Here is an 18,263-nt window from a genome sequence, read left to right as displayed (position 1 = left end):
CACAAAAGGATCGCCTAACGCAGCTTCACCGCGTAAGACGATCCTTTTCAAATGAAAAGGTCCTGTAATAGGGCTTTTTTTAATAATTCAAGGCTAGAAAGTCTGGATTGAGTTGCAGCGATAAGGCTATCAATTTTCTCGAGAAACCGTGAGACCATAGCCTGTTCTTTGCTGGTGGGAAAAGAAAATCTAAAATTTCTGATCGTGTTGAGGCTGAGAAACTTTTGAGTTCCTCCCACATTTTCATTACGAATATAGTTAATAAATGCCGGAGATTTTAGTAACTGAACCAAAAAACTGTTCAGTACAGCTTCTCTTTCTTTAATAAGCGCAACATTCTTAATTGCAAAATTTGATTCATGTACCATTACAGGCGTCCCAATAGTACCAATCATGCCAAAAAGAATGTCACCTTTGTCTACACGAGATCGCTTATTAATGTTTTTGTAATCTAATTCAGAGATCAATGAAATATTCGAGAAATCTAGACCCGCTGAGGTTAGATTTTTCGAAGTCACAAGGGGGTACCCTTGACTGTAATATTTGGGAGAAGCATGCGTTCCATCTCGCACGTCACTCACTTCCCGCAACTTACGCTTTTCCCACGGGTCAGAGTAACCTTTGAAGCGCCACGACTGATCAAAGAGACGCTGAAGTAGCGCCCTTTTAGCTTGTTCTAAAGCATCAATCTTATCCTGAGTTGCAGCGATAAGGTCCTTAACTCTGGCAAATAATTTTGAAATCACTTCCTGTTCATGTAAAGATGGCCAGTCAATTTGCAAACTTGCGACTTGAGTTAACGAAATATTGGGTTGTGCTCCGACTGTTGGGTTCCTTCTAATATATCTATCGATTGCCTCTCCAGATAAATAAGTGGCAACGAATTCTACACAACCTGTGCTAAGTCTGATAATAGCTAATGCCTGATTAGTATTTGCGGGTAAAACTAATTTTGGTACTATTGCAGTTCTTCCAAGAGATCCGGCAATGGAGAACAGAATATCATTTTCTTGCAGAATGGACCTAGCTAGGTAGCCTTGATGTTCTGAAACAGAGACTTTGCTTGTAGTGAAGATATTTCCATTCTTTGATAAATTTTCAACCTTAATAAAATTGACTTCGCCCCTACCACCTTTTTCTCTCGGAGTTGTCCCCTTGGTTATCAGATTAGTTACTTCACTCAACTTACGCTTTTCCCAAGCGTTCCGAGCAAGCAAACTCCAAAAATATCAACAACCAAACTCCGCCACAAACCCACACATCTGGTATGCTAATACCCAGAGAATGCTAGCGATCAATTAGTGCTAATCAAGTTGAACTTGCCAGCAAAATACTACTTTGGGGTGACAATTGTGAAGGGTAATGCAGAACTTATCGTCAGTCAGGTGATTGCGAATAATAGGACCATCAATATTCCAGTTTATCAACGACGCTATAGTTGGCGGCGGGAACAGTTGGAACGGTTTGTCGCGGATTTGAAGACGGCTTATGCGAATCAACGCGAGCGATATTTCTTTGGAAGTTTAATTTTGAACGCCACTGGTGACACTAGTACAGTAGATGTCATTGATGGGCAGCAACGACTGACCACTGTTTCGTTATTCTTGATTGCTATCCGTGATTTTTTAGGATCAAGTGATGTGGATTATCAACGAGTTAACGAAATGTTTTTAATAGACAGGTTTGATCGGGATTCAATCGCGAAGAATCGGTTGCATCCGGTACCTGGTGATGAGGAACAGTATGTCGATGTACTAGTTAATGGTATGTCAGCTGCGGATACGATTTTCAAAAGCACCTACGCTTATTTTTGGAATGTTTTGCAGCAGGGAGACTTAACAGTTCGTGAGTGGCTTTCCTTATTGGAACAGCGGTTGCAAGTTATGAACATCGTTGTTGATCAGTACGATGATGCTCAATTGATCTTTGAAAGTTTAAATTCGACCGGTATGAATTTAACGGAATCAGACAAGATCCGGAACTTTTTGCTGATGGGCTTGAAGGGCGATCAACAAGCAGCGGCTTTTCAACTGTGGCAACAGAACGAGCGCTTGGTTGGCAGTGAGGAGCTCTCGCGGTTCTATCGGCAGTACTTGACCTCGTTGGCTCGGAGTTCAAAGCCGGTTAAAGAAAATGAAATTTACAGCGATTATCGCCGTTATGTGGGCTTGACCAAAAACTTTGATCAAATTGCTCAATTGAAAAAGGAGCAGGCGGCAGCCAAATTATTTGCGGAAATCACAGCGCCAGCGACTGTTGCCATCAAAGATCAACGAGTCAAATCACTTTTGATTAGACTCGGTCATTTGAATAACGATATTTTGGTGCCGTACTTATTGCAGGTTTTTGCAAAAACGCGTGATGGCGCGCTGTCGGCTGATCAGTTAGTTGAAGTGTTGCGGGTTTTGCTTGCCTATCTAGCTCGGCGACTTTTTGTCGGGGTCCCCACTACTGGACTGAATTTGCTGTTTGCCGCGCTGGATCGCCAAGTGGAGCATTATGTTGACCAGGCTAAGGTTGATTATGTTGAAGGCTTGAAGTTAGTGTTGACGCAGGTCGTTAAAGAAAATAAACGTTTTCCAACAGATCAATCTTTAAAAGACGCGTTGGTTGAGAAAGATTACTACCACATGAGTTCTATGTCACTGTGGTTCATTCTAGATGAACTGAATAATGCGAGTGGTGAGGAGCAGGACCTATTCGATACGGCGCAATCTGGTAAGTACTCGATTGAACATATTATGCCGCGAGTTGTGAATAATAGTTGGCAGAAGGCTTTGGGGACCGATTGGCGACTGGTCCACAATGTTTGGTTGAACCGACTAGCTAACCTGACTTTAACTGGGTTTAATGGTCAGATGAGCAATCGCCCTTATATTGAGAAGCGGGATATGGCAGACGGTTATCGTAAGTCAGGTATTAAACTTAACCAATGGGTAGCACAATTCGATAAGTGGGATGAAGCAACTTTACAGGAACGGCAGGCAGATTTGTTAACAAGAGCGTTAACAGTTTGGCCACGTCCCAATGTGTCAACTCAGCTTGCGACAGACGATCCAAATTCATGGGATACGTTGGATGTGATTCTAGAAGCCAACCCAACCGGCACTAAGCCAGTTGCTTTCAGTTTTGTTGATGATCAGGTGGTTCAAATTAAAAGTTGGACTGATTTATACAATCAACTGATTGATCTCCTGTGGGATGCTGACCCATCTAACTTTTTTGCCATGGCCAATAGTGATGAAAGCCTTGTTAAACATGTTAATGAAGTCGAGGCAGATCAACGTTACCGGCAACTAGGTGATTCTGACGTTGCCGTCTACGCAGGTGGAGATAGCGCTTGGAGTCGGGTACAACACATCAAACGATTGTTAGCTGGCAGTGATCATGATTTGTCAGAAGTAAATGTTAAAACGCGTAAAGTTAACCATTCATAACATTAAGTGGTGTGTGACACGTCAATAAACCGAAAAGGAGTCCTTCATGTCCCCAATCGACACCATCAACCGCGTCATCAACATGGTTTCACTGGTCATCCTGCTCTTTTACATTGTTAAAACTTACCGACAAGTCCGCTCGTTGGACTTTTTGGATTATTTTGTCCTTTACCTGAAGCATCGCCAGACGATTTATGCCGAGATGCAGCGGAATCCGCAGATGCGGCAGAAGCAGCTGTTGTCATTGTTTGTTAGTCTCATGATCCTGACTTTTTGGGTGATTGGTAGTCTTGAGAAATTGATGACGGCTTGGAACTTGGGGAACTTGATCAATGCTTTGATCGTGTTGTGGTTGTTTGGCTACTTTCTTTATCAGACTTGGCAAAATAAATATCTGAATGAACAGAATCGTTATCTGACGTTTGCAAATCATTTTCAACGGAAGCACTTTAACGCGGTGATGGCGATTTTTAAGCGGAAATTGACGGCGTGGTCAGCGGAGGATGATGAAGATGCGCAGGCGCGGGAACGGTTTCAGCGGTTGTTCGATCGGGTCAGTGAGCAGGCGAGGCGGCATCGTAAGACCGCTATGTTGAGCGATGATATGTATGCTTTGTTTGATGATCAACTGTTGCTTCGCGCTGACAGTAAGCCGTTGACTGGTCGTGAGAAGAAGTTGCTGAGTTATTATGTCGGGTACTGGGATGCTGGTCCTTACAATGACTATAGTTTGAGCATGATAGAGGAGATGGATGACCAAGAGCGGCGAATTGTGACGAAGGTACTTAACGTTACGATGGCAATGATGGGATTGGGTTTGGTGTTACTGGCGATTCGGCAAATATTGGGCTGAAAAACGCATATAAAGTCTAATTGTGGCGGCGTGGCGACTAACTTCCGGATGCCGGACATCATGTCGATTGGCTTAGGCGGTGGTTCAATCGTTCGCCAGCAGCAAGATGGCAGTGCCACGGTGGGCCCCGATTCCGTTGGCTACAAAATTACCGACGAGGCGCTGACGTTTGGCGGTAACATCATCACCGCCACTGACATTGCGGTTCGTTTGGGTTTGTCGGATGTCGGCGATCCCCAACTGACCAAGCAAATTTCGCTGAAGTTCGCTCAGGCGGCTTTGCAAACGATCAGCGACATGATCGCCGTGGCGATTGATAAAATGAAGACGAGTGCTGAGCCGGCAACAGTGATCCTTGTTGGTGGCGGGGCGATCATCGCACCGCATCGGTTGAAAGGGGTCGGCAAACTAGTTCGTGACCCATTGGGCGGTGTGGCAAACGCGATTGGTGCGTCCATCAGTCAGGTTTCGGGTGAATACGGCCGAATTTATCCATACAACCAGATTCCGCGCGACAAGGCGATGGCTGATGCAAAGGAGAAAGCTACTGCCGCAGCAATTGAATCTGGCGCGGATGAAACGACGATTGAAGTCGTTGAAGTTGATGAGGTACCGCTGGCTTATCATCCTGAGAATGCGAATCGGGTGAAGATTAAGGTGGTTGGAAATTTGGCGAAATGAAAAAGCAAACCTGATGATGATAATACCCATCATCGAAATTTGTAGACTGTTATTGGTGACCGTAATAAGTTTTCAGACATTAGCTTGGAATAACATATAAAACGAAAAAACGACGGCCAGTTTTGGACGCCGTTTTGTTCATTTCCTCAGGCTGATAGGCTTGGTGATGATCATGCATTCTGGAAAACATGACAAGCTTGATGCCACACCCAATTCCTGCTGTGGTAAACTTGACCTTGTTAACAGGAAGCAGGGGTGTGCATGACGGCAGTTTGATCGAAGACTGCAGTTGCTGCGTTTGATGGAAAGAAGGAGAGATCGTTGAAAGTCATTGCGATTGGAGACAATGTCGTTGACCTTTATCCGGCTGATAAGCAGATGTATCTTGGCGGTCATGCAGCGAATACGGCGGTTTTTGCCGCCGAACTCGGCTTGCAGGCGGCCTATATCGGGACGTTCGGGAATGATGCGCGTGGCGATTTTGCGCGGCGCATGTTGGTCGAACGCGGCGTAGATGTGCAGCATTCGCTACAATATGCCGGTCGAAATGCTTTTACAACGATCACAGGCAAAGACGGGGCACGGCGTAAAGTGGTCGGCGAGCCGCCACAAGAGCTGCGACTTGACCCAGAGGACATCGCCTATATCAATAGTTTCGATCTGGTCTATCTGAATAGTGAAAGTCATGCGGATGCTTTTCTGCAGGCTATCACAGCGCGCAAGGTTTATGACTTTTCGATCCTTGACGATGACAAACTGTTTAAAAAGATTGCGCCACAGATTGATCTCGCCTATCTTTCTGGCAAAGCACGGTCTGATGATGATGTGGAGGCATTGATGCGCCGGGTTGCGGCAGCTGGTTGTGATCGGATTGTTTGTTCACGCGGATTGCGTGGTTCGGCGGCGCTGGTTGACGGCATGATGTCTTGGCAGCAGGCGCTTGGCGTGAAGGCGGTGGATTCGTTGGGAGCAGGGGATGCTTATATTACGTCCTTTGCTGCGACCTTGTACTCTTCGAGCAAGCCAACATTGGATGCCAAAGTTTCGGAATCATTAAGTCATGCGGCTAAGTTCGCTTCGGCGCAGGTTTTGTTGCCCGGTTCATTTGGGCATGGCGCACCACTGCTTTCGTGAAAATTACGCTGTGTTTCGCCATAACGCGCTTGCCAGCCCAGAAACCTTCGCATAAGGACCTTGATCGCAATAGTCAAAAACCAACCATCACGCCCAAGGCCACTTATGCTCCGGTTTCTACCCGGGCTGGTTCGCGCTCACGAAAAAACCGTCGATCATAAAATCGACGGTTTCTTTGATGCTTTTTGATAGACCAAGTCGGCAGCCCATTTCGGGAACTTTGAAAAGATCGGTACTGTGGGTTTTGGATCGCTGACCGTGCGCGTGAACGATCAGCAATGCCGGTAACATCAAATTGGGATTTGAACATGTTCCGATTTTTTAGCGCTTCTGTTTGCGCTCTGATGTTGCTGGTTGCCGTGTCGCGACTTGGTTATCAAAGCTGACAGTTGCAAGTCAACCTTGAGCAAGACATTAACTTTGGTTCTTTTTCATGCGGCATCACCGTCTCCCCCAAGACAATGGTGATGCCGCATGTGTAGAGATGAAAATTCATAAGAGAGATGAAAGACTTGTAGATTCAATACGATATGGTGCGTGAATGATTGCCGATCCAAACGACGTGGGTACCCGCGCTGATTTTTAATTGTGACCGAACAGTCTTCTGGTGATGTCCTGACATGAATCAACTCCCTTCCGGCAAGTACAACCAGAAAAGTCGAAAACCATCAACCTCGCGCCACCGTTACTGTGCAGTAGCTGGTGCAGCTGGCTGACCAGGTGTCAATGTAAAGGTGATGATACCGGAATAGCTTTCAGCCTTAACAGCGTTGTCCTCAGGAATTGCCAACGTTGTTTTGTTCAGATCATAACTGCTAATGCCGGCACCGTTTAGCGATTTGGTCGTGGCGAATAATGGTTGATCTGAATCCGTCAACGTTACCGCTTTACTCCAAGTCGGGGCATCAGCATTCGTCACTGCTGGGGCATCCGGCGTTAGTTCGATGGCCGCGCCTGGCAGAACATCGCCATTAGCGGCTGTGATCGCAGACGCTTTGGCCGACACCGTATACCCGGCGTCCGTACCGCGGAAGTCATTGATCGTTAATAATGAGTTGTCAGCGGAATTAACCGTCTCGTTGACATTGCCTCTAACAATCCCTTCGACAGGCTCACTTGGAAAAGTCAGTGTGTCAGGCACTGCAAGGTCGATTGTGCCACCCGTCACTGCGACTGTCGTATTTGTCGTGCCAACGGTATTGTCCGCAGCTACAAGCGATGAACCGGTTGCAATACTCCCCACAACGAGACCGGCAAACGCGACACCGCTCAACCACAATTTCTTTGACATAAAAGTTCCCCCCAATTGATGTCAAATCGTTCCATTCGCTGGAACAACTTTAATTGTACGCGAATGGTTGCGAGAGCCAACAAAAACGAATTGAGTGAGCAAACAAAATTTATTTAATCGCTTATTAATAGGCTTTACATGGAAACCCGCTTTCAAATTCACGAGATCACAAAGCTAAAAATAACTTTTTGTCTCGTTTTAAGGTAAATAAATGCCGATTTGTGAGACTTAAATTGCCGGTCTAAGCTCCAACCCCAAAAATATCAAAAGAATGATAGTAGTAAAAGTCGATGCTAATGGGACGTTCGAGATCACTCAAAAGTCAATGTTAGCAGCAAGTCAGCCGCCGTTTTGAGGGTTAGCTAATCAATATTTGCAGCCAACCACCATACCGGTTAAGCTTATTTGAAGAAAAGAGGCCGATCATGGCAGATACACACGCAACATCAAGCGAGGCACAACACATCATTAAACTTCCTAATGGCGGCACAACTGAGGGGATCATGCTGCATCGCGGCATGGCTAATCTGCAACATGAGGTTGATAGTGCAGATTTTGCGCCGCAGACAAAGGTTTATTTAGCGTGGCTGAATGACCTGAATGGCAATCGATTTGGCTTGAAAATCACGGATGCGGCAGATAAAACGTTGTTGCGCCACACCCAGTTTTTGGACGATGCAGTCAAAGAGTTGGCATACGCTGATGCGCCAGCAAATGCTGAGCTGACACCGGACGATTTCAACCCGGCGCGAAAATTTTATCTACCATCTGCCGGCTTGGTCGCACTGCTGGCGGCCATTCAGTGGTCAGTGAAGCACGGGCGAGAAGATGTCGTGGTTTACAGTACGCATCGCCCAGAGTTGCAGTTTTATCAGGCCCGGCAGCAACCGACCTTTATCCAACAGTGGGCTCAGCATGAGTTGCAAGCCTTACCGGAGGATTTTCGATTTCGGATTGCACCGAAGCTCGACAAGGCTGCGACACACGAGACAACGAAACTAAGAATGCAACTATAAAGTTTTTGTCGGTGATTTTTTTTTGAGAGGAGGGGCGCACATGGCTAATCAGGAACAAGTTTATGAAAATGTTGATCTGCAAGTGATCAAGTTGCTGTTTAATAGCGATAACGGTGATTATAAAGTTTACGCCGTGCGGATTCTGAATCCGAATCCGGCGCTTAAAATGACGCTCACCCAAGAGGCAACCATTACCGGTGATATGGGCTACTACAATCGCCGAGCGATCATCACCGCTGATTTGGTTTACGATGATGCTGGCTCATTGCGTTATAACAAGCCGTCTTACAAATTGGCGCGGTTGCATTTTGGCTTGCCCAAAGAACCGCGCCGGCAGTGGCAGCTGATTGACACGTTGCTGGTGCATCAGCCGACAGTTCGGCGCCGATTGCATGAACATTTTGCAGATGACACCCCGATCTTGACGATTTTTTCAACCGATCAGGTAAAACCGGATAGTGTCCCGGGCATTGGTCCCGCCACAATTAAGAAAATCGCTACCGCCATCCGCGGCAAACTGGAAATTGCCGTGTTGGCCAATCACTGGGGCAAGGCACTAAGCTCAATGACCTATGAAAAAATTTGGCTGGCTTATAAAGATGCCAATTTGGCCATGCAAAGTATTGATGCCAATCCGTACCTGTTGATGTCAGTTGCCCAGCTTGATTTCAAGAAAGTCGACACCTTTGCTAAGACGCGTGGCATTGCAGCGAATGATCCGCATCGGCTTACGGCAGGATTGCAATATATTTTTCGCACGGCTGTACTCACGCAAGGATTGACCTATATCACCATTACGTGGTTCCGGCAGCAAGCTGCTACTTTATTGGCTGTACGCGAAGCCGATTTGAAAATGTTTGCTGATCCGCAAGAAGCCTTGCAATACGGCTTTTTACTTAATGAGCAGTATGGACTGGTGACGAGTTGCGATATGTTTGCCACAGAAGGATCGGTGGCGCGGATTATTAAAGTCGCTCAAAAAACAGCCGAACCGTTGATGGCTCCGGGTGAGCTAGATGATGCTCTCGATCAGTTTCTCGATCGGTTTCATTTAACCATTAATGATCAACAGCGCGCCGCTTTTCAAAATGTGAACCGTCATGGCTTGAGCGTTTTGAACGGCAGTGCTGGCACCGGTAAAACTTGGTTGACCGATTTGCTGGTTCGGTTTTTTAACGCCCAAGCAAAAGGGAAAAGTGTCTTGCTTGCACCAACTGGCCGCGCCGCCAAAGTTTTGGCAAAGTATACGCACGAGCCGGCTGCTACGATTCATGCTTATCTGCATTTGCTTCCAGGTGAAGAAACCGGCCAGTTTGACGCGGATGCCGACTGGGAAACCTTTGGCGATGCGCGACTCATTGTGGTGGATGAAAGCTCAATGCTGACAACGCCGCTAGCCTACACGGTTTTGAAGAACGTTAATTTTAAAAAGGCGCATGTGCTGTTTGTCGGTGATGTTTTCCAACTGCCGCCCATCGGTCCTGGCAACTTTTTAAAAGATTGTCTAGACGATGAACAGGTGGCGGCGACAACACTGACGCGCGTTTATCGGCAAGATAGCCAGTCCGGCGTGTTAGCACTAGCTAATCGCATTCGTGAGCGGTTAGCGCTGCCTTTTGGACCAGACGATGATCGCTATGTCAGCGGCAACGTGGGGCTGTATAACCAACGCAATGCTGGCCGGGTGTTTGATGCTGGGGTGAAGGCGTATCAGGATGCGCTGGTCAAAAGTGGTCAGCAGATTGATGCGCAATTGTTGATCGTGAATAAAAACATCGGCGCAACTGGCCGCTTGCGATTTAATGCTGAGTTGCAAGCGTTGGTCAACCCGGCTAAAAATGGCGAACCGGAGTATATCAGCAGTTACGTGGACCCGGTCACTAATCAAAAACATCACTTGCGCCTCAATGATCGGGTCATGATTTTGAAAAACGACAAACATGTCCCGCTTGTTGATCCGAAAACATGGGAACGGCGTGCGGTGCTGGGTGAAAATGGCTTGCAACAGACCGATGATTTTGGCACTAAACGTTGGCGTGAGACAATTGTGGCAAACGGCGACGCAGGGGTGGTAGCCCATATTGATACCAAACGCCATTTTGTTGTGGTCCAAATCGGCCAGCAATATTGTTACTACAGTTTTGGCAGCGTGCCGCGCGATTTGACGCTGGCTTATGCGATTACGGTGCATAAGGCCCAAGGTGGGCAGGCAGATACCGTTATTGCCATTGTCAACGGCGCCGACATGATGCTCAATGCCCAAAGCTTTTATACGGCGTTGACGCGCACCCAGCAGCAATTCATCTTTTTTGGTGACTTTCGGGTGCTCTTAGCCCGCACCAAAATCTATCCCATCGACGCTCGTCATGATTTACTTGGTAGTTTTCTATCCGGTCAACTGACAGTCGATACGTTCAGCCGCTATACCTTTGATCAGGTCTTGGCTTGGTTGGATAGGCGGCACGCTGAACGCTTATCCACGCGACCCGCGCTGGAAGCAGAGGAAGTCAAACCAAGCGAGCAGCCATTTGCCGTTCGTTATGCGGAACAACTGGACATCTTGGATCAGATTGTCGATGAGGTTGCTCAATTGCCGGCTAGAAAACCTGCTCGGGATGTTTGATAGTCATATCATTCATGGAAGACAAATAAAGGCGAGAGATTTTCTGAGAGTTCGGAAAATCCCTCGCCTTTCGGCTTATCACGATAACTTTTTAAAGACCTCAGTGCCAAGGCGGAGCAATCGTAGGCCAGATCGGGCTCAGCCGTGCAAACAACACAGGGACCGGGCCTTGTCGCTGATGTTGTTAGGCGACTTCGAGACCGGTTTTTGCGCTCGAAGCGCCGTCTCCGCTCTAGCTACGCGTCGCCTCCCCGTCTGGCTGAAGATTGCGGAGTTTGGCACGGCGCAGAATCTTTATTCTAAATTCTTTTTTGAATATCCCGCGAACACATTTATCGTGCTATCTTAAATTCGCGGACCACTAGCCTTGACCCAATACGTGCGGCCATCTGCTGTTCGATCGAGAAAGCCGTATTCAATCAAATTACGCCGGACCGTGACATAATCTTCAACGTGTTGCTTAAGGATTTCATTGACCGCGGTTTCCGAGTAGTTCTTTTGAGGATCGAAGCCTTTGAAAATTTCCGACAAAATAATGAGCTTGCGTTTCTCTTTTGATGGCCAATTCGTCACGCGACCATCAGCGTCCATGAAACTTTTGAGTGTCTTGGTTCGTTCCTCAGGCGTGATCGCATATCGATCATCGACCATTTTTGCACCGTCGTGAGGGATGATCAGCGCGTCTGGCATCGCTAGCAACGTCATGGCGGCGAGAAATTGTTGTGCCTGTTGTGCCTTTTCACGGAACTTAAAGCGGTAGTTGCGGATGGTGGAAGGCGAGACTTTGAGTCGTTGCGCGATGACAGTATCACTGAGTCCCTGGGCGAACAACTGTAAAACTGTCTGTTGGCTGGATGACACCCCAAGTTGACCAGCGGGTTGTGCCACTAACGCTGCAAGCGCGCCATGATGGACTTGGGCGACATGCTGACGGATCATGGCTTCAGCTGTGAAAAAATGGCCATCTTGCGGGTAGACTTCATCCGCAGCAAATGTGACCGGACAGTAGCGGCATTGGTAATGATGATCTTTGAGCCGATAACCGTACGTTAGTTCTGAATTTTCGCAAACAAAATTATTTGAGGTTTCCATATGAACAAACCTTTCTAATATTTGTTTATATATTAACTTGGATTTTGCGAAACTGCAAGTTTTGAGCTCGCTGATGACTTTTTACCTGCAAAGAAGCGTTTTTTGACACATGCGATAAGTTTAATGGTGGGGCTTGAGCGCGAGCCGCCTACGCAAAAAAACTGACTCAAACTGTCAATGATGGCTGATTCTTCACATCATTACCGGCCAAAAGAGACTGGGTCGGTCATGGTGATACTCATCAAAGGCAATTTGGGCCAGCTTTTTATAAAGACTCACTTCGCGATGAACACCAGTTGTGTTGCGGTTGAAAGGTGGGCATCGAAGCGATAAGTCGGGGAATCAAAATTTTTCAAATCAGCCGCCTTAGTTAACCGATGGCTGGCGGCAAAACGAATCATTTCACCACGGGCCATTTTGGCATAAGTGGCACGGGTTTTTAGTTGACCGTTAACGCGATGGGCGAAACGGACATCTATGAATTGATCTTTTGCTTGCAAGTAGGGGCGAATGGCTTTGGCATATTCGTCAGAGGCGAGGTTGATGATGGGGCCGGGCATTCTGGCTAAAGCCTGATAAAGGCGGTTGCCCCAAAAGTCATATAGATTGCGATGATGAGGCAGACGTAAGTGATTTTGCATTTCTAAGCGATAAGGCACAACGCCATCGAATGGGCGCAAAATGCCATACAGTCCTGACAAAATCCGAAGATGTTGCTGAATGTACACCAGTCCGGCGTCGTCTAGCAAGTCCGGGGCCATGTATTGGTATTGAATGCCAGAATAGCTGAAGATGGCCGGTGACTGTTGGCGAGTCAGGTCACTTTGCTGCAGTTGGTTGTAAGCGGTTTGCGTGAGTTTGTCACTGGTATGCCACAGCGCTTGCGCTTCAGAAAAGGTCAATTGTTGCATCAGCAGCAACAGCTCGCCAGCTTCGGCACGGAATTTGGGCTGGCTTTGGACCGGGAAATCGTCTTGAGCGCGGATCATTTTCTTTGCGGGAGCGATGATAAATTTCATGCGAGCGAAACTCACTTTCTAACGGCTGAGATTAAACGGTCATGCTTGAACAACAAGATGGTCTAACTTTGCGTGGTTATTTGATCAAGCGTCGGTGCTGCGGTGGGTTGCGGAAGGTTGGTTACTGCCGTCAGCTCCATGAGCGTTGCTGAAAAATCACCATGGGCAAGTGGTAAGGTAACACCGGCGTGGTTCAGTTCTAACCCGGTGGCATTTTTGGTGTTGTCGATTTGATAAGACAATCTTGGGTCCAAGTAATGCAGCAGTACATGTTGATAATGGGGAATCGGCGAAGTGACACCGACTGAAGTCAAGACCAGTGCCTTGGTTTTGGCGGCGTTAGTGATCAGCCAACAAACCTCGTCTTGATTAACATGGCTAGGTTGTAACCGAAAAAGCAAACCATTCTGCAATTCTTTGCGATTCGCTTTGTAAAAGGCAAAACTGGCCTTGACCGCCGCGGCTTCAGCGGGACTGAGCTGACTCGGCGGGCATTCGATGCCAGTGATGCCAACCAGACTTAACAGTGCGCGGGTATGCAAGGGCGTTAACCGCGCATCTTGTAGATTCGGGGAGGCGGTGAAATGCGAGACAAAAATTTTGAGCGGGAAAAACAGCGAGAAGCCGTTCATAATTTTCATGCGGTAAACCGGGTCAGTAAAATCGCTGGTCCATGTTTGGTCGGTGTAGGCGATCATCCCGCCATCTAAACGACCACCGCCGGACGAACAGTTTTCGATGAGTAGCTTTGGAAAAGTGTCGCGTAACGTTTTCAAAACCCGATATAAGCCGCGGGTATAGCGATAGCCGACTTCACCTTGTTGATCAGGTGGCAGTACCGGACTGCCAGGTTGACTGAAGTGGCGGTTATAGTCCCACTTGAGGTAATCAATATGATTATCGCGCACGAGGTTAGTTAGAACTGTGATCAAGTGATCCTGCACAATCCGCTGACTGAGATCGAGAATAAGCTGATTGCGAGAACGCAGAGGTTTTTGGCCGACATATTGCATGGCCCAGTCAGGGTGGGTGGCATAGAGCTCACTATTTTCGCTGATCATTTCGGGTTCGACCCAAAGTCCAAAAGCAAGGCCGCGAGCGTGAATTGCGTCAGCCACCGGGCGCAGGCCATGCGGAAACTTAACGGGATCAGGTACCCAGTCGCCAAGTTGGCCAGCATCATTAGGTCGATTTTTGAACCAGCCATCATCAATGACCAGTAACTCAACTCCCAACTCTTCCGCTTTGGGAATCTCGGCAAGAATTTTGGCTTCGCTAACGTCAAAATAAGTGGTTTCCCACGTGTTGTATTCAATTAGGTTTTTGCGCGGCAATGGCATGACATGATCGGCGAAAAAGCGATGGAAAATTCGACTGAGATCATTTAAGCCATCGTTGGTGTAAGCGACGGCTGCTTCCGGCGTGACAAATGGCTTGCCGGGCTTGAGCTGCCAAGCAAAGAGCTCCGGATTCAGTCCCATCACGAGCCGGCTGTTGTCGAACTGATCGACTTGCGCTGTATAGTTAAAATTGCCGCTCCACAAAAGCGTGACGCCTAAAGCTTCCCCAGCAAATTCATTGGTCGCTGGCGCTGCAAGAATCGTCGCCGGGACACCTTGCGGCCCACTGGCGCCATAATTACTGCCGATTGACTTTTTGCCGGGGGTCAGCGGCTGGCGGGTCACTTTGGCCTCATTGAGATGAGCACCGGTCAGCGTAATGAGGTCATAAGCGTGGTCGTCAAAATCCAGTTGAAGGCTGGCAGCATGAGTAATCGTCAGTGTCGTGTCTGTCAGATTACGATACTCAACTTGTTTGAGCAAGACAGGTAAATCGCCGACAATCGTGTATTTGAGCCTGACAGCAAGCGTCTGGGTTTCATCGTGCATCGTTATGATCAGCGTTTGCCCGTGCGGTGTCCGCGCTGTCGGCAAGGTACCGTTAAAGCTTTCATTGCCAGCAAGGATTTGATAGTGGTCAAACTTGAGATTACCAATCAGCTGACCGTGACCGTTACGCACGGCGTAAGCTGGCGTACGGTAATCGCCACCCATCAATGTGCTATATTCCAGCGGCAAGGTCGTCAGTGAGTAAGGTGCGGCATCATTTTGAATGTTAAAAGCATGACTGAAGTCTTCAAGTTTGGCGGTACCGGAAAAATGATCCAGCGCCGGTCCGCAGTAACGTTTAACAAGATAACCGCGAATAACCTGAATGACATAGCTAAAGGTGTCGTTGTGCAAATGAAACAATTGACGTTCCGGATCATATTCAATATTTGCCATAAAGTTTACCCCCATGATGGAAAGCGCGAGCAGGTTTCTGCGACTGCGAGCGCGTTATGGTGACTGGTTTCAATCTATTATAAGCGAATGGCCGTCGAACTGCTTGTGATATCGGGGGAGGGCTTCCTTTCTTACGGGGGCTGTTTGAACACCGACAGAACGAGCTAACTCCGCGGCGGGGGCTGGCGACCGCGAAGCTAGAGCCGTGGGCACAGCTTTGAACTCCCGCAAAACCCACGCGATTTCAAAGTCTGGCCTTGTTGTAGGCGGTAAACCGCCAACAACAATTTCAAGGCTGAGCCCGCCACCGCTCCGCCAGCTCTTTCTTTCTGCTGTAGGAAGTATTTTTTTCGTGTCCATATATTAATAAGAAGCCGCTCTTGAATTCGACTTTCGATGTGGAAAAAGTAGTTCTTGTACCTGGAAAATTATGAGCAATCGGGTTCAAGTTATGGGATAGAAAGCAGAGAGCTGGCGGAGCGGCGATGGGCTCAGTGGTGACGTTGGTCTTGGCGGAGTGGTTTTCTCCGCTTAGACCAAGGCCGAGCTTCAAGACCGCGGGCTTTGCGGGCTTGAAGTCGTGCCCACCACGTTCCAGCCCAATCGCCGCGTAGCCAGCTCGGACTAAGGGTGTTCAACAAGCCAACACAAGAACAGGCCGCCGCAACTATTTTGCTTATAAAAATTATAAATAATAACTACTATTATCTTTGACCCGCGAACCAGCACTCCCGTAAAATTTTAATTGTAATAAAGAATGACTGCGACATTATCAAAAAATATTCGAGGGGAGTGCATCTTTATGAATGCATTTATTGGATGGCTGAATCGGCATGTGGTGCCGATCGCGGCTAAGATTGGATCAATTCGGTGGTTAGTTGCTTTGCGTGACGCGTTTATTGCGATCATGCCAGCGATGATGGCCGGCGCAGTTTCGACAGTCTTGAACGTTTTAATTCGCGATATTCCGACCCAGTTCAAGTGGATGGGCATTGTTGATTCAATGCAATGGCTGATCGGCATTAATGCGATGGTTTGGACCGGCACACTGGCGATTCTAGGCTTGCTGTTTGCCTTCACGTTCGGCTATCAATTAGCAGTCCAGTACCAAGTTGAGCCGGTGACTGGGGGGATTGTGGTACTAGGCGCATTCATCATGAGTTTACCGCAGAATTTCACAGTCGCTTTAAGCAGTGCACTTGGTAAAGGCGCTACAAAGTTGATTACCGATGCTGGTGGGGTCGTTGATGGCAAGAACATCAGCATGTGGGGCTACTTCAACTTTGGCAAGTTCTTTGGTTCCTATGGCTTCTTCACCGTCATGATCATGGGCGGCATCGCCATGACCTTATACATCTGGCTCATGAAAAAGAATGTCACGATTAAGATGCCAGAGGCGGTGCCGCCTGCTATTGCGAAGGCGTTTACCGGGATCATTCCAGCAACGGCTGCGTTGTATTTAGCCGGTGTGATCAACTATCTGATTAGCTTAAACAAAACAACGGTGATCGAATTTATTGCTACCTTAATCCAGGAACCATTGCTGAATATGTCGCAAGGTTTCTGGGCAGTCTTACTGATGACACTGTTGGTGCAAATCTTCTGGTTCTTCGGTCTGCACGGGACCAATGTGCTCGGACCGGTGTTGGATTCCATTTGGTTGACCGCGCAAATTGCTAATATGAATGCGTTCATGAAAGGTGAAGCGTTACCGTTTGTTTGGACCCGAAACGCATTTGATCTGTATGCATGGATTGGCGGCGCCGGCAGTACCTTGCTGCTGCTGATTGCCATCCTCCTGTTTTCAAAACGAGACGATCAACGTACCGTGGCAAAATTATCAATTGCCCCAGGCTGCTTCAATGTGAATGAACCTGTGATGTTTGGGTTGCCGATCGTGCTGGATCCGATTTACTTCATCCCATTCATTTTGGCGCCAGTGGTCATGGTCTCAATCGCTTATGGCGCCCACATCCTCGGCTGGGTATCGCCAGTTAAGAATCAAATCGTCTGGTCAATGCCACCGTTTGTCAACTCGCTGATTGCAACCATGGACTGGCGTGCACCGATTCTACAGGCAGTCAATATGGTCATCGGGTTCTTGATCTATGTGCCATTCGTCAAAGCAGCCAACAAGCTGGACCCTGAGTTGACCGTTGACGAACCGGTGATGAAAAAAGAAAAACGCGTGAAGGAGACAGGCAAGCTGGAAGGTGATGCTGTTTGAAAAATGTGACAGCAAACTTGATCTTGCTCAATCTCAGTATGGCCATCGTGATGTTCAGTCCATTATTGCCAGCACCATGGCAGATCGTTGGCTGCGGCATCGGCATTGGTTTAACGATTGTGTTCGTCCGTTGCTATGTTCAGTTGATCAAGGCACAAAAGCAGGAGGGGCGCGATGAAGATCACCATGAATCTGCCGGTTGAGCCGGCGGTCTTTTTCAAACAGTTACAGCTTTCGGCATTGGCAGACATTCGCACGCATACCGGCCGGGAACCTTTACCGGGAAGTTTGCGCGGGTTTAGCTATGCTAAAAAATGGCCGAATGGTCGGCAGGCGTGGCTGCAGATTACCGACATGGAGCCGAACAAAGTCTATGCTTATACATTGGCAACGCCGCAAGACGACTTTCGCGTTAGCTATCGCCTAGCGCCACTTGCATTGGGGAAAAGTCGGTTGGAATATGAAGAATCCTTAGTCGCAAAAACGGCGCGCGGCACGGCCAACAATCGAGTGAGCGGCCTACTGATGGGCTGGTTTCGGAAACGCCGATTCAAGAAAATGGCCTTGAAGATGTGTCAATCTTAAAAAAGTTGCCTTTAGAGGTG

13 protein-coding genes and 2 pseudogenes are annotated in these 18,263 nt (G+C 47.9%); 10 read left to right on the top strand and 5 right to left on the bottom strand.

Annotated features, from left to right (window positions below; translation table 11 throughout):
• Positions 1-47: 47 nt before the first annotated feature.
• Positions 48-1,184 carry a restriction endonuclease subunit S gene (locus AC07KQ_RS10130; RefSeq protein WP_411814953.1) on the bottom strand — a complete coding sequence of 379 codons (1,137 nt, stop codon included), beginning with the start codon at positions 1,182-1,184 and terminating at the stop codon, positions 48-50.
• Between the two features lie 117 nt (positions 1,185-1,301).
• Here AC07KQ_RS10130 and AC07KQ_RS10125 point away from each other — a divergent pair, with 117 nt between their 5' ends.
• The 4 genes and pseudogenes from AC07KQ_RS10125 to AC07KQ_RS10110 all read left to right on the top strand — a co-directional run bounded on the left by AC07KQ_RS10125 (position 1,302) and on the right by AC07KQ_RS10110 (position 6,105).
• On the top strand, positions 1,302-3,437 hold the full coding sequence (locus AC07KQ_RS10125) for a DUF262 domain-containing protein (RefSeq protein ID WP_003580307.1): 2,136 nt from the start codon (positions 1,302-1,304) through the stop codon (positions 3,435-3,437).
• 46 nt (positions 3,438-3,483) lie between these two features.
• Positions 3,484-4,290, top strand: a complete 807-nt coding sequence (locus AC07KQ_RS10120; protein WP_003585337.1) for a hypothetical protein — start codon at positions 3,484-3,486, stop codon at positions 4,288-4,290.
• An 18-nt stretch (positions 4,291-4,308) separates the two neighbouring features.
• Positions 4,309-4,971: pseudogene (locus tag AC07KQ_RS10115) on the top strand (hydantoinase/oxoprolinase family protein); the annotation flags it as partial.
• Positions 4,972-5,292: 321 nt separating this feature from the next.
• Positions 5,293-6,105, top strand: coding sequence for a PfkB family carbohydrate kinase (locus AC07KQ_RS10110; RefSeq protein ID WP_003570994.1), 813 nt, complete (start codon positions 5,293-5,295; stop codon positions 6,103-6,105).
• Positions 6,106-6,790: 685 nt separating this feature from the next.
• On the opposite strand, the gene AC07KQ_RS10105 is transcribed toward AC07KQ_RS10110, so the two are convergent.
• Positions 6,791-7,396, bottom strand: coding sequence for a WxL domain-containing protein (locus AC07KQ_RS10105; protein ID WP_003585334.1), 606 nt, complete (start codon positions 7,394-7,396; stop codon positions 6,791-6,793).
• 425 nt (positions 7,397-7,821) lie between these two features.
• Between AC07KQ_RS10105 and AC07KQ_RS10100 the strand changes: the two genes are divergently transcribed.
• The 3 genes and pseudogenes from AC07KQ_RS10100 to AC07KQ_RS10090 form a co-directional block, all read left to right on the top strand.
• Positions 7,822-8,412 carry a hypothetical protein gene (locus tag AC07KQ_RS10100; protein WP_003570989.1) on the top strand — a complete coding sequence of 197 codons (591 nt, stop codon included), beginning with the start codon at positions 7,822-7,824 and terminating at the stop codon, positions 8,410-8,412.
• Between the two features lie 40 nt (positions 8,413-8,452).
• Positions 8,453-11,035: an ATP-dependent DNA helicase gene (locus tag AC07KQ_RS10095; RefSeq protein ID WP_003580190.1), complete on the top strand. Its 2,583-nt coding sequence runs from the start codon at positions 8,453-8,455 to the stop codon at positions 11,033-11,035.
• A gap of 103 nt (positions 11,036-11,138) precedes the next feature.
• Positions 11,139-11,330, top strand: a pseudogene (locus AC07KQ_RS10090) (hypothetical protein); the annotation flags it as partial.
• Between the two features lie 50 nt (positions 11,331-11,380).
• Here AC07KQ_RS10090 and AC07KQ_RS10085 read toward each other — a convergent pair.
• The 3 genes from AC07KQ_RS10085 to AC07KQ_RS10075 form a co-directional block, all read right to left on the bottom strand.
• A complete protein-coding gene (locus tag AC07KQ_RS10085; RefSeq protein ID WP_003580188.1) occupies positions 11,381-12,127 on the bottom strand; it encodes a DUF2087 domain-containing protein in 747 nt (248 codons plus the stop codon).
• A 275-nt stretch (positions 12,128-12,402) separates the two neighbouring features.
• Positions 12,403-13,146 carry a peroxide stress protein YaaA gene (gene yaaA / locus AC07KQ_RS10080; protein WP_003580186.1) on the bottom strand — a complete coding sequence of 248 codons (744 nt, stop codon included), beginning with the start codon at positions 13,144-13,146 and terminating at the stop codon, positions 12,403-12,405.
• 62 nt (positions 13,147-13,208) lie between these two features.
• Positions 13,209-15,431 carry an alpha-galactosidase gene (locus tag AC07KQ_RS10075; RefSeq protein WP_003580183.1) on the bottom strand — a complete coding sequence of 741 codons (2,223 nt, stop codon included), beginning with the start codon at positions 15,429-15,431 and terminating at the stop codon, positions 13,209-13,211.
• 802 nt (positions 15,432-16,233) lie between these two features.
• On the opposite strand from AC07KQ_RS10075, the gene AC07KQ_RS10070 reads away from it, so the two are divergent.
• From AC07KQ_RS10070 to AC07KQ_RS10060, 3 genes are read left to right on the top strand one after another with little or no spacing between them, the layout of a single operon-like run.
• Positions 16,234-17,658 carry a PTS sugar transporter subunit IIC gene (locus AC07KQ_RS10070; RefSeq protein ID WP_003566732.1) on the top strand — a complete coding sequence of 475 codons (1,425 nt, stop codon included), beginning with the start codon at positions 16,234-16,236 and terminating at the stop codon, positions 17,656-17,658.
• Positions 17,655-17,861 carry a hypothetical protein gene (locus AC07KQ_RS10065; protein ID WP_003588354.1) on the top strand — a complete coding sequence of 69 codons (207 nt, stop codon included), beginning with the start codon at positions 17,655-17,657 and terminating at the stop codon, positions 17,859-17,861. The genes AC07KQ_RS10070 and AC07KQ_RS10065 overlap by 4 nt, the downstream gene beginning before the upstream one ends.
• On the top strand, positions 17,833-18,243 hold the full coding sequence (locus tag AC07KQ_RS10060) for a DUF3284 domain-containing protein (protein ID WP_480156554.1): 411 nt from the start codon (positions 17,833-17,835) through the stop codon (positions 18,241-18,243). Before AC07KQ_RS10065 ends, AC07KQ_RS10060 begins: the two co-directional genes overlap by 29 nt.
• Positions 18,244-18,263: the final 20 nt, after the last annotated feature.

Source organism: Lacticaseibacillus sp. YLM2-1 (genome assembly GCF_056583465.1).
This window is presented reverse-complemented; position numbering and strand designations above follow the sequence as displayed.